Origin of the sequence: Aestuariicoccus sp. MJ-SS9 (assembly GCF_032586235.1) — a bacterium.
Taxonomy (GTDB): Bacteria; Pseudomonadota; Alphaproteobacteria; order Rhodobacterales; family Rhodobacteraceae; genus Aestuariicoccus.
In genome coordinates, this window is sequence record NZ_JAWHTD010000016.1 from 19,570 (window position 1) to 34,812 (window position 15,243).

The following is a 15,243-nucleotide window of genomic DNA, read 5'->3' on the forward strand; positions in this document are numbered from 1 at the left end:
GCCCCTGACGCGGACAGGGCCGCAGGCAGAAAACTCGGGCGGTGTATCAAGAGAACCCTGTCAGCGAAACTTTCAAGGGTCCCTTCGGGGGCCCTTTTTCTTTTGGTATGAGGGCCTTGCGCGGGATTGTTCATGCGGTTGGTGGCGGCGTGGTCCCGGGGCGGGCCCGGGACTGTGGCGCGCCTAGTGGCCACCGGCAGGGCTTGCGTCGTTGCGCGTCAGGATTGCGCGACGTAGCGGTCGCGGCGGTGGTTGACCGTGATGATCCCGTTCAGGATCGCAGCCCCCAGCAGCGACCAGGCCACCGTCTGCCAGTCGAACAACGTCAGCGCCACGGCAAAGACGCAGAGGTCAAAGCAAAGCTGTGTGTTGCCCGCCAGAATGCCGCGCCGGTCCTGCAGCCAGAGCGCGACGATGCCGATGCCGCCCAGCGTTGCGCCGTGCCGGAAGAGCGACAAAAGCCCGACGCCCGCCAGAACGCCAAAGAGCGTGGCCCCCAGCGCCGGCGGCACCGGCCCGAGGTCGAGCACGAGCGGGAAGGCATCCGCCAGACCCGACATCAGCGCGACGGTCGCAAAGCTCTTGATCGTAAAGCGCCAGCCCATCTGGCGCACCGCCAGCACGTAGAACGGCAGGTTCAGCAGAAAGAAGGTCAGCCCGAAGGACCATCCCGTGGGATAGCTGATCACCAGCGCGGTGCCGGCGATCTGCCCGGTAAAGAGGTCGGCCGCGCGCAGAAACTGGATCGACAGCGCCACCAGAATGGCGCCGATCAGGATGCCATGCACGTCCTCGGCGAGGGTGTGGCGGTTGGCGGGGGGTGTCTCCAGAAGCAACATGGGTCAGGAATTATGACATATTCCGCGTCGGTCAAGCGCTCTGGCCACCAGCGGCCCGCATGGCCGGTATGCGCCAGCCGTTTTGCCCGGAAAAGCGTCACACTGCCGCCGATCAGCCCGCCAGCGCCTTGTTCAGGTTCTCGTCGATCTTCTCCAGAAAGCCCATCGTGGTCAGCCAGCCCTGGTTCGGGCCGACCAACAGGGCCAGATCCTTGGTCATGAACCCCGATTCGACCGTGTCGATGATGACCCGCTCGAGCGTCTTGGCGAAGGTCATCAGCGCCTGGTTGCCGTCGAGCTTGGCGCGGTGCTTCAGCCCGCCGGTCCAGGCATAGATCGAGGCGATGGAATTGGTCGAGGTGGCCTCGCCCGCCTGGTGCTGGCGGTAATGCCGGGTGACGGTGCCGTGGGCGGCCTCGGATTCGACGACCTTGCCGTCCGGCGTCATCAGGATCGAGGTCATCAGCCCCAGCGACCCAAAGCCCTGCGCCACGGTATCCGACTGCACGTCGCCGTCGTAATTCTTGCACGCCCAGACGAACCCGCCCGACCATTTCATCGCCGAGGCGACCATGTCGTCGATCAATCTGTGTTGATATTCAATGCCTTTCGCCTCGAACTTGTCGCGGAATTCTTCGTCGAAGATGCGCTGGAAGATCAGCATGAACTGGCCGTCATACTGCTTGAGAATGGTGTTCTTGGTCGACAGATACACCGGCCAGCCGAGGTCGAGCCCATAGTTGAACGATGCGCGCGCGAAATCGGCGATGCTGTCGTCGAGGTTGTACATCCCCATGTAGACGCCAGACGAGGGCGCGTCATAGACCTCTTTCTCGATCACCGTGCCGTCCTCGCCCACGAATTTCATGCTCAGCTTGCCCGGTCCGGGGAACTTCATGTCGGTGGCCTTGTACTGGTCGCCAAAGGCGTGGCGGCCGATCACGATGGGCTTGGTCCAGCCCGGCACCAGCCGCGGCACGTTGCGGCAGATGATCGGCGTGCGGAAGACCACGCCGCCAAGGATATTCCGGATCGTGCCGTTGGGGCTGCGCCACATCTCTTTCAGCCCGAATTCCTCGACCCTGCCTTCGTCGGGGGTGATGGTGGCGCATTTGACGGCGACGCCGACCTCTTTGGTCCTTTCGGCGGCGTCGATGGTGATCTGGTCGTTGGTGCGGTCGCGTTCCTCGATGCCCAGATCGTAATAAAGCAGGTCGATGTCGAGATAGGGCAGGATCAGCTTTTGCTTGATGAAATCCCACATGATGCGGGTCATTTCATCGCCGTCCATTTCGACGATGGGGTTTTCTACCTTGATCCTGGACATGGGCGGCCTTTCGCTGGCGTGATCGGTTTCGCCGCCGCCTTAGCGCATATCGGGGGCTGGGGAAAGCTTTGTATGCCATTGCATACCGAAAGTGACGGGGATGCTGGCAAGACAGGCAGGGCGGCGGCTCTCGCCCGGAAATCCGGCAGGTAGGAGAGCCGTCAGAGGCGTTGCTCGACCCGGCGCATGTACACCATCAGCATCACCGCGATGCAGGCCTCGACAAAGATGCCGGTGGCCAGTGGCAACGGCGTGCCGTCGAACATCAGCCCCACCGGTACGGCCAGCATCACCGCCACCACCGTGGCGAGCGCGCCGATCACCGATGCGGCCATGCCGGCGATATGGCCCATCGGCTCCATCGCGATGGCGTTGAGGTTGCCGATGGTCATCCCGGCCTGAAAGAACAACGACGCTTGCCAGACGATGAAACCGGCAAAGGCCCAGTCGGCGGGGCCGAACTGCCACAGCACGATCATCAGCCCCGACAGCGCGACCTGCGCCGTCAGCATCGCCGTGACCAGAACCCGCATCCCCAGCCGCATCACCAGCGTCGCGTTCACGAAACTGGCCGAGGATGCGGCGATCGCGATGCCGCCGAACCAGAGCGGAAAGCTCTCGCCGCGCCCAAAGGTAATGTCAAAGAGTTGCTGGGTCGAGGAGAGCGACGAGAACAGCATCCCAAAGCTCAGCGCCTGAACCGCGATCGAAATCCGCACGATTGGATGCGTCAGCATCTGCCGCACCGCATCGGCCAGAAGCGGCAGGCGGAAGGGGCGTCTCTGCGCGGGCGGCAGCGTCTCGGGCAGGCGCAGGGTCAGCCAGGCCGACGCGATCAGCGCGAAAATGACGAAGGCCCAGAAGATCGCCCGCCAATCAAAGAGCGCGATGATCCCCGCGCCAATCGTGGGCGCGATGGCCGGAACCAGCGAGAAGACGATCATCACAAAGGACATGATCCGCGCCATGCCGCGCCCGGCGTAAAGGTCGCGGATCACCGCCAGCGCCACGACCCGGGGGCCCGATGCGCCCAGCCCCTGCACGACCCGCGCGGCCAAAAGCACCTCGAGCGTTTGCGCCCGTGCGGCCACCAGCGCCGCAGCGATATAGATGACCGCGCCGCAGAGCATGACCGGCTTGCGCCCGAAAGCGTCCGACAAAGGCCCGGTAAAGAACGTGCCCACCCCCATGCCCAGCATGAAGCTGGTCACGACCAGCTGCGCGCGATTGACGTCCTAGGGGCTGAGCGCCGCGCTGATCTCGGGCAGCGCGGGCAGCATCGCGTCGATCGAAAACGCGATGATCGAGAACATCATCGCGATCAGGGCGATGAATTCGGAGCGGGCCATGGTTCGGGGCAAAACGGAATCCAGCTCGGTAAGGGCGGCTGGGCCGTTTTGCGGGGCGCGCGCCGAAAAGGCAACCGGCGGCGCGGTTATTCCGCGGGGTCAGCGCCCGCGCGCAGTTCTGCGATGACCTTGGACCACAGCTCGGGCGGCTGCGCGCCCGGCACGGCGTGCCGTCCGGCGACGATGAAGGTCGGCACAGATGTGATGCCCATCTCGCGCGCCGCCGCGTCCTGTTCGCGGATCTGGTCGGCATCCACATCCGACCCCAGCAGCCGCAGGATCACGCTGGCGTCGAGCCCCGCGCCATCGGCGATGTCGCTCAGCACCTCGGTGTCGCCGATATCGCGCCCGTCGACGAAATAGGCGCGAAAGAGCGCCGAGACGACCGCGGTCTGCCGCCCCTCGATCCCGGCCCAATGGATCAGCCGGTGGGCGTCAAGCGTGTTGGGCGTGCGGGCGATGGCGTCGAGGTTGATCTTGAGCCCGGCCTTTTCGGCGTGCTGGGTCACGGGCAGATAGGCCTGAACCGCGCCGTCCTTGCCGCCGAACTTGCCCTCTAGATAGGCGCGCCGGTCCATGCCGCCCGCGGGCATGTCGGGGTTCAGCTGGAACGGCAGCCAGCGGATCTGGAACGGGTGGTCGGGATTGGCCTCGAGCGCGCGGTCGAGATAGGATTTGCCGATATAGCACCAGGGGCAGATCGGATCGGAGAATATGTCGAGCGTGACCATGACGGTCCTTTCGGTGTCTGTTTGCGGTCGTTTAACAGGTTCGGGCGCGCTTGGCGAACGGATGGCGTTCACAGTGGGATCAGCGCGCGCAGGGCGCTGCGTGAAAGCTTGCCGTTGGGATTGCGCGGCAGCTGCGGCAGATGCACGAAACGGCGCGGGCATTTGTACCGGGCGAGGCGGGTTTGGGCGGCCTTGAGCAGCGCGTCTTCGTCGAGCGGCGCAGGCCCGGTATAGGCGGCGGCGATCAGGCGCACGTCCGGTTTCACCTCGATATCGGTGACGGCGATCTCGGTGATGCCGGGCAGATCGGCCAGCGCCGCCTCGACCTCGAGCGGGGAAACCCGGTAGCCGCCCGCGTTCATCATGTCGTCGGCGCGGCCGCGATAGGTGATCTGGCCGTCATCGTCCATGATCCCGCGATCCCCGGTCAGGAACCACTCGCCAATGTTGCGTGCCGCGGTGGCCTCGGGCGCGCCGACATAGCCCAGCATCAGGCCCGGATCGTCCCGGTGCACGGCGATCGTGCCCTCGGTGCCGCGCGGCACGGGCGTGCCGTCCTCGCCCAGAACGGCCACGCGCCGCCCGGTCTGGGCCATGCCGAGCGCCCCCGGCGCTGCGGGCCGGTGCGGCGCGGCGGAGATGAAGGTCGAACATTCGGACATGCCGAAGGCCTCAAAGACCTCGGTCCCGGTGGCGTCGCGCCAGGCCGCGCGCAGGGGCTCGGACAGCTTCTCGCCCGCCGAAAGCGCGTGGCGCAGGCGCGGCAGGTCGGGCAGCGACCCGCCCAGAAGCTTGCGAAAGACGCCGGGGGCAGCGGCAAAGAGCGTGGCGTCATTGCGCCGGATCAAGAGCGGCAGCTGCGCGATCTCGACCCCCTCGGCGGGGACGAGCGCCGTGGCGCCGACGCTCCAGGGATCGAGCAGACCGGTGCCCAGTGTGAATGTCCAGTTGAAGGCGCCCGCGTGCATCAGCCGGTCGTCGGGGCGCAGGCCGTACCAGTCGCGGTGCATCATCCGTCGCGCCCAGACGGCGCGGTGGGCATGGCCCACGGCGCGCGGCGTGCCCGAGGTGCCCGAGGTGTAGACGATATAGGCCAGCCGGTTCGAGTCGCCCATGTCGAACGCGGCCGGCGGCAGGGCGTGCCAGCCGTCCAGCGCCTCGGCCGAGAGCACGGGCAGATTTGTCGGGCCCAGCGCGATGCCCGGCTGATGCAGGACGGCGGCGGGTTTGAGGCTGGCAAGGATCGCCTGAACCTCGGGCTCGGTCAGCTGCGACGAGGTCGGCACCGGCACGATGCCCGCCGCGATGGCCCCCAGATAGGCGATGGGAAACTCGGGCGTATTGCCCAGCCGCATCAAGAGCTTGTCGCCAGGGTTGAGCCCAGAGTGCAGAAGCCCCGTCGCAGTGCCCAGCACCGCCGAGCGCAGGCTGGCGTGGCTGATCCGCTTGGCACCGGTGGGCCGCAGCACCGCCAGCGCGATCTTGTCGGGAACGTCAAGCCCGGCCTCGAGCACGTATTGCGCGAGGTTGAAGGGGGCGGGGCAGGGGGGCGGGGCCCCGGTATCGTGCAGAGAGAGCGCCATAAGACACCCGGGTAAGCCGCGCGCCCGGCGCTTGCAAGACCCCGCAGGCGCCCGTATAGCCCTGAGCCATGGCTGGCAAAGACCCCAAATCCCTGATCCGGATCGCCCGCGACAGCGGCGAGACCGCCGTGGCGGAACCGCTCGATCTGGGCGTGCGGGTGCGCGAGTTGCGCAAGGCGCGCGACTGGACGCTGGAGCAGGCCGCGAGGCAGGCCGGGCTGGCGCGCTCGACCTTGTCGAAGATCGAGAACGGGCAGATGTCGCCCACTTACGATGCGCTGAAAAAGCTGGCGGTGGGGCTGGAGATCTCGGTCCCGCAGCTTTTCACCGCGCCGCAGCGCGATCAGGTGAACGGGCGTCTGGCGGTGACGAAATCGGGCGAGGGCCAGAGCCACGCCACCGCGACCTATGAGCACGAGCTGCTGGCCGAGCATCTGACCAAGAAACAGATGCTGCCCTACCGCGCGCGGGTGCGGGCGCGGGACATGGATGAATTCGACGGCTGGGTGCGCCACGACGGCGAAGAGTTTCTGTACGTGCTGACGGGGGTCATCCGGCTTTACACAGAGTTCTATGAGCCGATCGAAATGCGCCGCGGCGACAGCGCCTATTACGACGCCACCATGGGCCATAACGTGGTGTCGGTCAGCCCCGAGGACGCGACGATCCTCTGGGTCACGTCGCTGGTCTGAACGCAGGTCTGATCCCAAGGAGCGCCTTCGGCGCGCTGGTTGTCTCGGCCCCCGCTTTGGCGGGGACCTCGGGCCGCAATGGGCCGGCGGTGCGCCTTGTCGTGAGCGGCCGGATCAGAACCAGCTGTCGACCGTGCGGGCCGCACCCGACACATCCTGGCCGATGCCGTCGACCGTGGCGCAGCCGCCGAGTGCGGCGAGCGTGATCAAAAGGGCGAGAATGCGCATGGGTCAGTCCTCTTCGTGCCACCAGACATCCGGCTGCCAGCCGATCCAGTCGCCATATATCGGCAGGGTTTCGGGGAATTTCAACTCTTTGGCGTGGGCGATGCGGCTGATGTTCCACTGGTAGATCGGGATCACGTAGCGCCCCGTCGTCAGCACCCGGTCGAGCGCGCGGGCGGCGGCGATGAAATCCTCGCGGCTTTCGGAGTTGAGCAGCCGGTCGATCATCGCCTCGGCGGCGGGTGAATTCATGCCCATCCAGTTGCGCGTGCCCGGTTCGGTCACGCCCTCGGCCCCCCAGTAGAGCCGCTGTTCGTTGCCGGGGCTCAGCGACAGACCGCGCCGGTAATAGGTCATGTCGAAATCGTAGAGGTTGGTGCGTTCCTTGTACTGGGCGGGGTCGATGGCGGTGATCGTCGGGGTGATGCCCATCCGCTCGAGCGCCTGGGCGTAGATGTCGATGATCGATTGTTCCTCGGTCGAGCCCTGGGGCAGGACGATCTCGAAGGTGAAGGGCTGGCCCTGGGCGTTCTTCATCACCCCGTCCTGCACGGTCCAGCCGGCCTCGGCCATGAGGTCGATGGCGCGGCGGATGTTGGCGCGGTTGCGGGCGCTGCCGTCACCCTGGGGCAGGGCGTAGCCGTCGAGCGCGCCGGGCAGCAGGCCGTCGGCGAAGGGTTCGAGGAAGTCGCGCACGCGGCCCGTCGCCGGGCCGTCCTGCATGCCCAGAACCGAGTTCGAGAAATACGACGTGATGCGCGGCTGTTTCGAGCCGGTCATCGTCTCGTTGATATATTCGAAGTTGAAGGCGTGCAGCATCGCGTCGCGCACCCGCCAGTCGGCAAAGACCTCGCGGCGGGTGTTCATCACGAAGCCGGTGATGCCCGAGGGGCGCTGGTGCGGGACGACGGATTTGACCACGTCACCGGACTGGATGGCGGGGAAATCGTACTGGCTGTCCCATTTCTCGACGTTGAATTCGCGGTTGGAATTCAGGATGCCGCCCTTGAAGGCCTCGAACATGGCTGTGCCGTCGCCGAAGAATTCCATGCGGATTTCATCAAGGTTGGCCTGGCCGCGCATGAAGGGCACGTCCTTGCCCCAGTAATCGGGGTTGCGTTTGAGGCTGACAAAGCGGCCAGCCTCGAATTCGTCGATCACATAGGGAGCGGTCGAGATGGGGATCGTGTCGAGGCCCGACTCTGCAAATTCCTTGCCTTCCCATTGCGCCTTTTTCAGGATCGGGCGCATCCCGACCAGGAGCGCGAGTTCGCGGTCCTCGGTGTTGAAGATAAAGCGGACCGACTGCGGGCCGGTCTGTTCGGCGCTTTCGATCTTTTCCCAGAGGCCCAGGTAGCGCGGGTGGCCTTCGGTTCCCAGCGTCTCGTAGGACCAGATCACGTCCTCGGGCGTGACCGGGCTGCCGTCGGAAAAGGCGGCCTCGGGGCGGAGGGTGAATTCGGCCCAGTCGCGGTCCGGCCCGACCTCGACCGATTCGGCCAGAAGGCCGTAGAGTGTGAAGGGTTCGTCCCAGCTGCGCCCCATGAGCGACTCGTAGGCCAGAAAGCGCAGCTGCCAGGGCACAGAGCCCTTGCGAATGTGCGGATTGAGGCTGTCGAAACTGCCGACCTCGCCGGTGACGATGCGCCCGCCCTTGGGCGCATCCGGGTTGGCATAGGGCAGGGACACAAAATCCGGTGGTAGCGCCGGATCGCCGTACATAGCTATGCCATGCTGGGGTTCGGCCCAGGCCACCGCGGCGCCGAGCAGAAGGCCCAAAGCGGCGCCGTGACGCGCCGCGGTTCGGAAAAAATCTAGGCGCATTTTAGAAACAATCCCCGTCTGCTCTTGTTTTCTTGGCGGCGACCCTAGCGAGGGATTCATTCCTTTTCAAACTTTTAGCTTGGCGTCGGGCGCATAAACGCTTATACAGAGATCACTGCTCGATAGGTTTCTTGCCTGTATGAAACCTGCCTCAATAACTTAACGCCGGCTTCGTGCCGGCGTTTTTTTTTGGCCCAAAGGCATGGCCGGGATTGCATCCGAAAAGCGCGATGGCCCTTTGTTTTGCTGGTGCGGCGTGTCATGCTGCGGTTGCGAAATAACTCAAAGGACCAGGTCATGTCGCTGAAAGACAAAACCGCGATCGTTACCGGATCGAACTCGGGAATCGGGTTGGGAATCGCGCGCGCGCTCGCACGCGAAGGGGCGGATGTCGTGCTCAATTCGTTTACGGACTCGGAGGACGATCATGCTCTGGCAAGCGAGATCGCCCAGGATCACGGGGTCGTCGCGCGCTACATCCAGGCGGATATGTCCAAGGCCGAGGAGTGCCGGGGGCTTATCGAAAAGGCCGGGGCCTGCGACATCCTGGTGAACAACGCAGGGATCCAGCACGTGGCGCCCATCGACAGCTTTCCGGCCGAGAAATGGGACGCGATCATCGCGATCAACATGAATTCGGTGTTTCACACCACCGCCGCGGCGCTGCCGATGATGCGCAAGGCCGGCTGGGGGCGGGTGATCAACGTCGCCTCGGGGCACGGGCTGCGCGCGAGCCCGTTCAAATCGGCCTATGTCACCGCCAAGCACGGCGTGGTGGGCATGACCAAGGTTGTGGGTCTGGAGACCGCGAAAGAGCCGATCACCTGCAACGCCATCTGCCCGGGTTATGTGCTGACACCGCTGGTCGAAGCGCAGATCCCGGACACTGCCAAGGAATACGGGATTTCGGAGGACGAGGCGGTGGAAAAGGTGATCCTGGCCAAGCAGCCGTCGAAGGAATTCGTCACGGTCGAGCAGTTGGCGGGCATCGCGGTGTTCCTGTGCTCGGACAGCGCGGCGCAGATCACCGGGACGTCGATTGCCGCGGACGGAGGATGGACCGCGCAGTGACCGATAGCGGAGTGGGGGCTGGTCCCCACACGCCGGGTCAAGTGAGGGCCAGCCCCCACACGCCGGGTTAAGTGGGGGCCAGCCCCAACACCCCCGGGATATTTAAGGATCAGTGAAAGGGCGGGCCCCGTGCCTGCGAAGTTTGAGGGGTGACGAGGATATGAAGCGGATCAATCTGGCCTTGCAGGGCGGCGGCGCGCATGGGGCATTCACCTGGGGGGTGCTCGACCGGCTGCTGGAGGAAGACGAGATCGAGATCGCCGGGATCTCGGGCGCCTCTGCGGGCGCGCTCAACGGGGCGGCGGTCAAGGCGGGGCTGCTCAAGGGCGGCAATGCCGGCGCGCGGGAAAACCTCGACTGGGTCTGGGCGCAGATCGGCGCCATCGACGACATGCGCCTGCCCGAGTGGCTGAACGCCTGGCTGCCGCGGCCCGAGCTGGTCAGCCGGGCGGTGGAATATTCCCTGCCCTATGCGGTGGGCGACAGCCTGGGGCGGGCGGTGTCGCCCTATTCCTGGGGCCCGTTCTACAGCAATCCGCTGGCGCGGATCGTGGCGCGGTTCGATTTCACCCGGGTCTGCGCGGCCGAGGGGCCTGCGTTCTTTGTGGGCGCCACAAATGTGCGCGACGGCAAGGTGCGGATTTTCCAGGGCGACCGGATCACGCCCGAGGCGATCATGGCCTCGGCCTGTCTGCCGACGCTCTTTCAGGCTGTTGAGCTGGAGGACCCCGAGACCGGCGTGACCGAGGCGTTCTGGGACGGCGGCTATACCGGCAACCCGGCGCTCTTTCCGCTTTTCGAGCCCGATCTGCCCGACGACATCGTGATCGTGAACATCAATCCGCTGAGGCGCGAGGCGCTGCCGGTGACGCCGCCCGAGATCCAGAACCGGATCAACGAGATCAGCTTCAACTCCTCGCTGCTGCGTGAACTCAGGGCCATCGACTTCGTTCAGCGGCTGCTGGAGGACGGATCGCTGCAGCCGGGCACGATGAGACATCTGCGCATTCACATGATCGCGGACGATGCGCTGATGAACGCGCTGTCGGTTGCGACCAAGCTTGTGCCCGTGCCGACGGTCATCGCGCAGCTCAAAGAGGCCGGACGGCGCGCGGCGGGGGCGTTCCTGGACCAGTCGCGCGACGATCTCTGCGTGCGCCAGACGGCGGATCTGCGCGCGATGTTCGGCTGAGGCGGGTCAGCCGGGCAATTGGTCGATAGAGAAGACAAAGTCTTCGATTCCGCCCCGGGTTTCCTCGATCGCCGCGGCGATCTGATCCAGCCGGTCGTCGATGGGGGCCGTGTTGTAATGCCGGGAAATTTCCTGGAATGTCAGGCTGATCTCTTCAGTCGCGTCTTGCGCGTCGCCGCTGTAACCGGCCAGGAAAGTGTCTGGATTGAAGATGAATGTATCGGCGGGCATGAAATTCTCCTTCTTTGAATGTCAGGAGAATACCACGGATCAGGCGGATTTGCGCGCCATAAGCTCGACCGCGGCCTTGGCCTTGTCGCCGTTGGGGTAGACCAGCCCGGCCGAGATCACCAGCTTGGCGGCGTCCTCGATGGTCATGTCGAGCTCGATCACGTCCTCCTTGGGGAAGAACAGAAGAAAGCCCGAGGTCGGGTTCGGTGTCGTGGGCACAAAGACCGACACCATGCCGCCCATGGTGGTCGCCTTGTCCGCCACCTCGCCCCGGGTGTCGGTCGAGATGAAGGCGATGGCCCAGATCCCCTTGCGCGGATATTCGATCAGGCAGGCCTTTTCGAAGCTGCGTTCGGATTGGGCAAAGACGGTCTCTGCGATCTGTTTGATGCCGGAATAGATCGAGCGGACGACCGGCGTGCGTTCGACCAGCCCTTCGCCGAAGCGAATGAGCGACCGGCCGATCAGACCTTTGGCGATCCAGCCCACGACGATCGTGAAAACCAGAAAAAAGATCACGCCCACGCCGCGCAGGTTTATGCCGATGTATTGCTCGGGGTTGAAGCGCGAGGGCACCAGCGGCAGCACAAATCCGTCGACCCAGCCGACCAGGGTCCAGATCAGCCAGATGGTCAGGCCCACGGGCGCGATGACGACGATCCCGGTCAGGAAACTCGCGCGCAATCCGGCGAGGATGCCGCGGCGGCGGGGCTCGGGGTCGAATGGGGTGGTCATGGCATGTCCGAAGATGGGCGTTGACGTGAACCTAGGGGCTCTGCGGCGTCACTACAATGGCCCTGGCGGTCAGCCCGGCGATTGCGCGCGCAAGGCGCACAATTCGCGGGCGATTTCGGCCCCCAGACGGGCATTGTTGAGAACCAGCGCGATATTGGCGTCGAGCGAGCGGCCGTTGGTCAGCTCGTAGATGCGTTGCAGCAGGTAGGGCGTCAGCGCCTTGCCGGTGATGCCGTGGGTGTCGGCGTCGCTTGTGGCCTGGGCGATGACCGGGGCGAGCGTGTCGCGCGGGATCTCGGCGGCCTCGGGGATCGGGTTGGCGATCAACTGCCCGCCGGGCAGATCCAGCGCGCCGCGCATCAGGTGCGCGCGAGCGATGGCGGCGGGGTCGTCCATCCGCAAGGGGCTGCGCAGCCCGCTCTGGCGCGACCAGAAGGCGGGCAGCATGTCCTGGCCATAGGTGATGACCGGCACGCCGAGGGTCTCGAGCACTTCGAGCGTCTTGGGCAGATCGAGGATGGCCTTGGCCCCCGCGGCCACCACGGTGACGGCGGTCTGGGCCATTTCCTGCAGATCGGCGGAAATGTCGAACGAGCTCTCCGCGCCCCGGTGCACGCCGCCGATGCCGCCGGTCGCAAAGACGCCGATCCCGGCACGTTGGGCGGCGATCATCGTGGCGGCGACGGTGGTCGCGCCAGTGCGCCCCTCGGCCATGCAGACGGCCATGTCGGCGCGGCTGAGCTTGGCCACACCCTTGGCCTGGGCCAGCGCGGTCAGCTGCGCATCGTCGAGCCCGACGCAGAGCGCGCCATCGAGCACCGCAATGGTGGCCGGTTCGGCGCCAGCCTCGCGCACGGTCGTCTCGACCTTGCGCGCCACCTCGAGGTTATGCGGCCAGGGCATCCCATGGGTGATGATCGTCGATTCGAGCGCCACGACGGGGCGGTTTTCGGCGATGGCGGTGGCGACGGGGGCGGACAGGTGAAGCTGGGTCAAAACGCGGTTTCTCCGGAGACATAGGCGGCGGCGGTGGAAATGGCGCGCATGAGCGCGGTCTGGCGGTCGGCCCCGGCCAGTTCGGACGCGATATGGGCCGCCATGAAGGTGTCGCCCGCGCCGGTCACGCGGGTGACCAGCACCTCGGGCGGGCGCTGCAGGACCAGCCCGGCGGGGGTGGCGTCGCAGCTTTCCTCGCCGCCGTTGGTCACGATGGCCCGCGCGGCACCTCGGGCGACCAGCCTTTGCGCGGCCTCGGCGGCACTGGCAAAGGTCGTCTGGCAGAGCAACCCGGCCTCTTCGAGGTTGACGTAAAGCACGCCGCGCCCGGCGCGGATGAAGGGCAGCAGGCGTTCGGCCTTGCCGGGGCTTGCGGGTGCGATGCGCAGATCGGCGGCGGTAAACGCCGGGTGATGCGCGATGTCCTCAAGCAGCGCCTCGGTCAGGTTGCCGTCCAGCGCCACGGGGCCGGGGTAGGGCGCGTCGGCACTGCCAAGCGCCCCGCCGGTTAGGGGGCCCAGGATCTTATCGCCCGCCGCCTCGAGCGAATGGGCATCGGCGATGGCCGCGATCAGCCCGTTCGCCCCTTCGACGGCCATGTAACGGTCGGTCGGCAGATCGTCCGAGAGGTAGACATGCTCGGTGATCAGCCCCAGCTTGCCGCAGGCGGCGATCAGCTCGGCCCCTTCGGCGTCGCGCCCCACGGCGCTGAGCAGCGCGGGGCGCAGGTCGAACCGTGCGAGCGTCATGGCGATATTGAGCGCAACGCCGCCGGGCAGGCGGGTGATGCGACCGGGCACATCGCTGCCCGCGCGCATGTGGCTCGCCGAGCGGCCGATCACATCCCAGAGGACCGATCCGATGCACAGAATGTCAGGTGTTGCGCTCATGCACGTCCTTTTGGCGCGACCGCCCGGGCGGCGCAAGTGCGCTTTGGCGGGCCGGAGCGCTTGAACTCTCTGTCGATTACGCCATTTTGCGCCCGGAATGTAGGTGAGGGCAAAGATGCGACGGTTTCTGACGATTTTGCTGGTGTGGCTATTCGGTGCGACGCTGGCCGCCGCACATGAGGTCCAGCCGGCGATTGCCGATCTGGAAACTGAAAACGGTCAACTGACCCTTTTCATCGCGCTGAATGCCGAGCCGATCGTCGCGGGCGTCGACCTTGAAGGCGTCGAGGACACCAACGACACCGACAGATCCGACGAGGTCGACCGCCTGCGCGCGCTGGAACCTGACGCGCTGGAGGCCGCGCTTCGCGATGCGCTGCCGCAGATCGCCGAGGCGCTGAATGTCCGCACACCGGATGCGCCCGTGACGCTCGAGGCGACAGAGATCACCGTCGCGCCCATCGGCAATGTCGATCTGCCGCGCGAGACCGGCATTCTTTGGCAAGGCGCGCTGCCTGCGGGCGCAGACCAGCTATTTGTCGACTGGCCGGCGGAATACGGCACGCTGATCCTGCGCCAGCAGGGGGTCGAGGAGCCCTACACCGGCTATTTGACCGGCGGCGAGGGATCGGGCCCGATCCAGATCGAAGGCGGCGACGCGCAGAGCGGCTGGCAGGCGTTCTTCGGCTATATCCCGGTGGGCTTCGATCACATCCTGCCGCTGGGGCTGGATCATATCCTGTTTGTGCTGGGGCTTTTCTTTCTGTCCACCCACCTGCGGCCGCTGCTCTGGCAGGTGTCGGCGTTTACACTGGCGCATACGGTGACGTTGGCGCTGGGGGCGCTGGGGATGGTCAACATCCCGGGCAGCATCGTCGAGCCGCTGATCGCGGCCTCGATCACCTTCGTGGCGGTCGAAAACATCCTGTCCCGGGGGCTGAGCCGCGCCCGCCCCGTGGTGGTCTTTGTCTTCGGCCTGCTGCACGGGCTGGGCTTTGCCAGCGTGCTGGGCGAGTTCGGCCTGCCGCAACAGGCCTTCGTGCCAGCCCTGATCGGCTTCAATGTCGGCGTCGAGCTGGGCCAGCTGACGGTGATCGCGCTGGCCGCGCTGCTGGTCTGGCTGGCGGTGGCGGTGGATCGGGGCGATGCGGACAGCGAAAAGGCCCGCGTCGTCTATGCCGTGCTGGCGGTGGTGTTCGTGGCGCTGGGGCTGGCGCTGAACGGCGACGGGTTCACGGCAGTCATGGGCTCTTCGGCGCCGGTCTTCCTGTGGCCGCTGGCGGCGCTGGCGGGGCTGTGTTTTCTGTCGGCCACCTTCGTCGACCGGCTGGACGCCTACCGCAATTTCGTCGCGATCCCGGCGTCGGCCGCGATCGGGCTCGTGGGGGCGTGGTGGTTCGTCGAACGGGTCTTCCTGTAACGCGCGCCTTGGCCCTTGCGCCCGTCGCCCCGGCGGTCTATACGCGCGCCACTTAATCCCACAGGCGGGGTCGGGCCTTTGGGGGAGACATCCCCGAATGTCCACCGGTTGTCCCGGACGTGATCCGGGACCTCACCC

At 66.0% G+C, this 15,243-nt stretch carries 14 protein-coding genes and 1 pseudogene; 4 read left to right on the forward strand and 11 right to left on the reverse strand.

Features of this window, described 5'->3' with window-relative positions; translation table 11 throughout:
• Positions 1–218 precede the first annotated feature (218 nt).
• The 5 genes and pseudogenes from RXV88_RS12410 to RXV88_RS12430 form a co-directional block, all read right to left on the reverse strand.
• Complete coding sequence (locus RXV88_RS12410) at positions 219–839, reverse strand: YitT family protein (RefSeq protein ID WP_316293299.1); 621 nt, start codon at positions 837–839, stop codon at positions 219–221.
• A 112-nt stretch (positions 840–951) separates the two neighbouring features.
• The gene (locus tag RXV88_RS12415; protein ID WP_316293301.1) at positions 952–2,166 is read right to left on the reverse strand and encodes an NADP-dependent isocitrate dehydrogenase; all 1,215 of its coding nucleotides are present in this window, start codon (positions 2,164–2,166) and stop codon (positions 952–954) included.
• Between the two features lie 161 nt (positions 2,167–2,327).
• Positions 2,328–3,515, reverse strand: a pseudogene (locus tag RXV88_RS12420) (multidrug effflux MFS transporter).
• 86 nt (positions 3,516–3,601) lie between these two features.
• The gene (locus tag RXV88_RS12425) at positions 3,602–4,246 is read right to left on the reverse strand and encodes a DsbA family oxidoreductase (RefSeq protein WP_316293302.1); all 645 of its coding nucleotides are present in this window, start codon (positions 4,244–4,246) and stop codon (positions 3,602–3,604) included.
• A 68-nt stretch (positions 4,247–4,314) separates the two neighbouring features.
• On the reverse strand, positions 4,315–5,829 hold the full coding sequence (locus RXV88_RS12430; RefSeq protein ID WP_316293304.1) for a class I adenylate-forming enzyme family protein: 1,515 nt from the start codon (positions 5,827–5,829) through the stop codon (positions 4,315–4,317).
• Between the two features lie 68 nt (positions 5,830–5,897).
• On the opposite strand from RXV88_RS12430, the gene RXV88_RS12435 reads away from it, so the two are divergent.
• A complete protein-coding gene (locus RXV88_RS12435; protein ID WP_316293306.1) occupies positions 5,898–6,521 on the forward strand; it encodes an XRE family transcriptional regulator in 624 nt (207 codons plus the stop codon).
• Between the two features lie 114 nt (positions 6,522–6,635).
• Here the strand turns inward: RXV88_RS12435 and RXV88_RS12440 are convergent, their stop codons facing one another.
• Positions 6,636–6,749, reverse strand: a complete 114-nt coding sequence (locus tag RXV88_RS12440) for an entericidin EcnA/B family protein (RefSeq protein WP_316293308.1) — start codon at positions 6,747–6,749, stop codon at positions 6,636–6,638.
• Positions 6,750–6,752: 3 nt separating this feature from the next.
• The gene (locus tag RXV88_RS12445; RefSeq protein WP_316293310.1) at positions 6,753–8,570 is read right to left on the reverse strand and encodes an extracellular solute-binding protein; all 1,818 of its coding nucleotides are present in this window, start codon (positions 8,568–8,570) and stop codon (positions 6,753–6,755) included.
• Positions 8,571–8,867: 297 nt separating this feature from the next.
• On the opposite strand from RXV88_RS12445, the gene RXV88_RS12450 reads away from it, so the two are divergent.
• Together RXV88_RS12450 and RXV88_RS12455 are read left to right on the forward strand one after the other, a co-directional pair.
• A complete protein-coding gene (locus tag RXV88_RS12450) occupies positions 8,868–9,641 on the forward strand; it encodes a 3-hydroxybutyrate dehydrogenase (protein WP_316293312.1) in 774 nt (257 codons plus the stop codon).
• A 160-nt stretch (positions 9,642–9,801) separates the two neighbouring features.
• Positions 9,802–10,833, forward strand: coding sequence for a patatin-like phospholipase family protein (locus RXV88_RS12455; protein ID WP_316293314.1), 1,032 nt, complete (start codon positions 9,802–9,804; stop codon positions 10,831–10,833).
• A gap of 6 nt (positions 10,834–10,839) precedes the next feature.
• Here the strand turns inward: RXV88_RS12455 and RXV88_RS12460 are convergent, their stop codons facing one another.
• The 4 genes from RXV88_RS12460 to RXV88_RS12475 all read right to left on the reverse strand — a co-directional run bounded on the left by RXV88_RS12460 (position 10,840) and on the right by RXV88_RS12475 (position 13,685).
• Entirely contained in the window at positions 10,840–11,064 is a 225-nt protein-coding gene (locus tag RXV88_RS12460; RefSeq protein WP_316293316.1) for a hypothetical protein, read from the reverse strand.
• 39 nt (positions 11,065–11,103) lie between these two features.
• Positions 11,104–11,799, reverse strand: a complete 696-nt coding sequence (locus RXV88_RS12465; RefSeq protein ID WP_316293318.1) for a DUF502 domain-containing protein — start codon at positions 11,797–11,799, stop codon at positions 11,104–11,106.
• Positions 11,800–11,868: 69 nt separating this feature from the next.
• Positions 11,869–12,795, reverse strand: coding sequence for a pseudouridine-5'-phosphate glycosidase (locus tag RXV88_RS12470; RefSeq protein ID WP_316293320.1), 927 nt, complete (start codon positions 12,793–12,795; stop codon positions 11,869–11,871).
• The gene (locus RXV88_RS12475) at positions 12,792–13,685 is read right to left on the reverse strand and encodes a PfkB family carbohydrate kinase (RefSeq protein ID WP_316293322.1); all 894 of its coding nucleotides are present in this window, start codon (positions 13,683–13,685) and stop codon (positions 12,792–12,794) included. Before RXV88_RS12475 ends, RXV88_RS12470 begins: the two co-directional genes overlap by 4 nt.
• Before the next feature lie 115 nt (positions 13,686–13,800).
• Between RXV88_RS12475 and RXV88_RS12480 the strand changes: the two genes are divergently transcribed.
• Positions 13,801–15,105 (forward strand): HupE/UreJ family protein, encoded by a 1,305-nt coding sequence (locus RXV88_RS12480; protein WP_316293323.1) that lies wholly within the window; start codon positions 13,801–13,803, stop codon positions 15,103–15,105.
• The last annotated feature ends 138 nt before the right edge of the window (positions 15,106–15,243 follow it).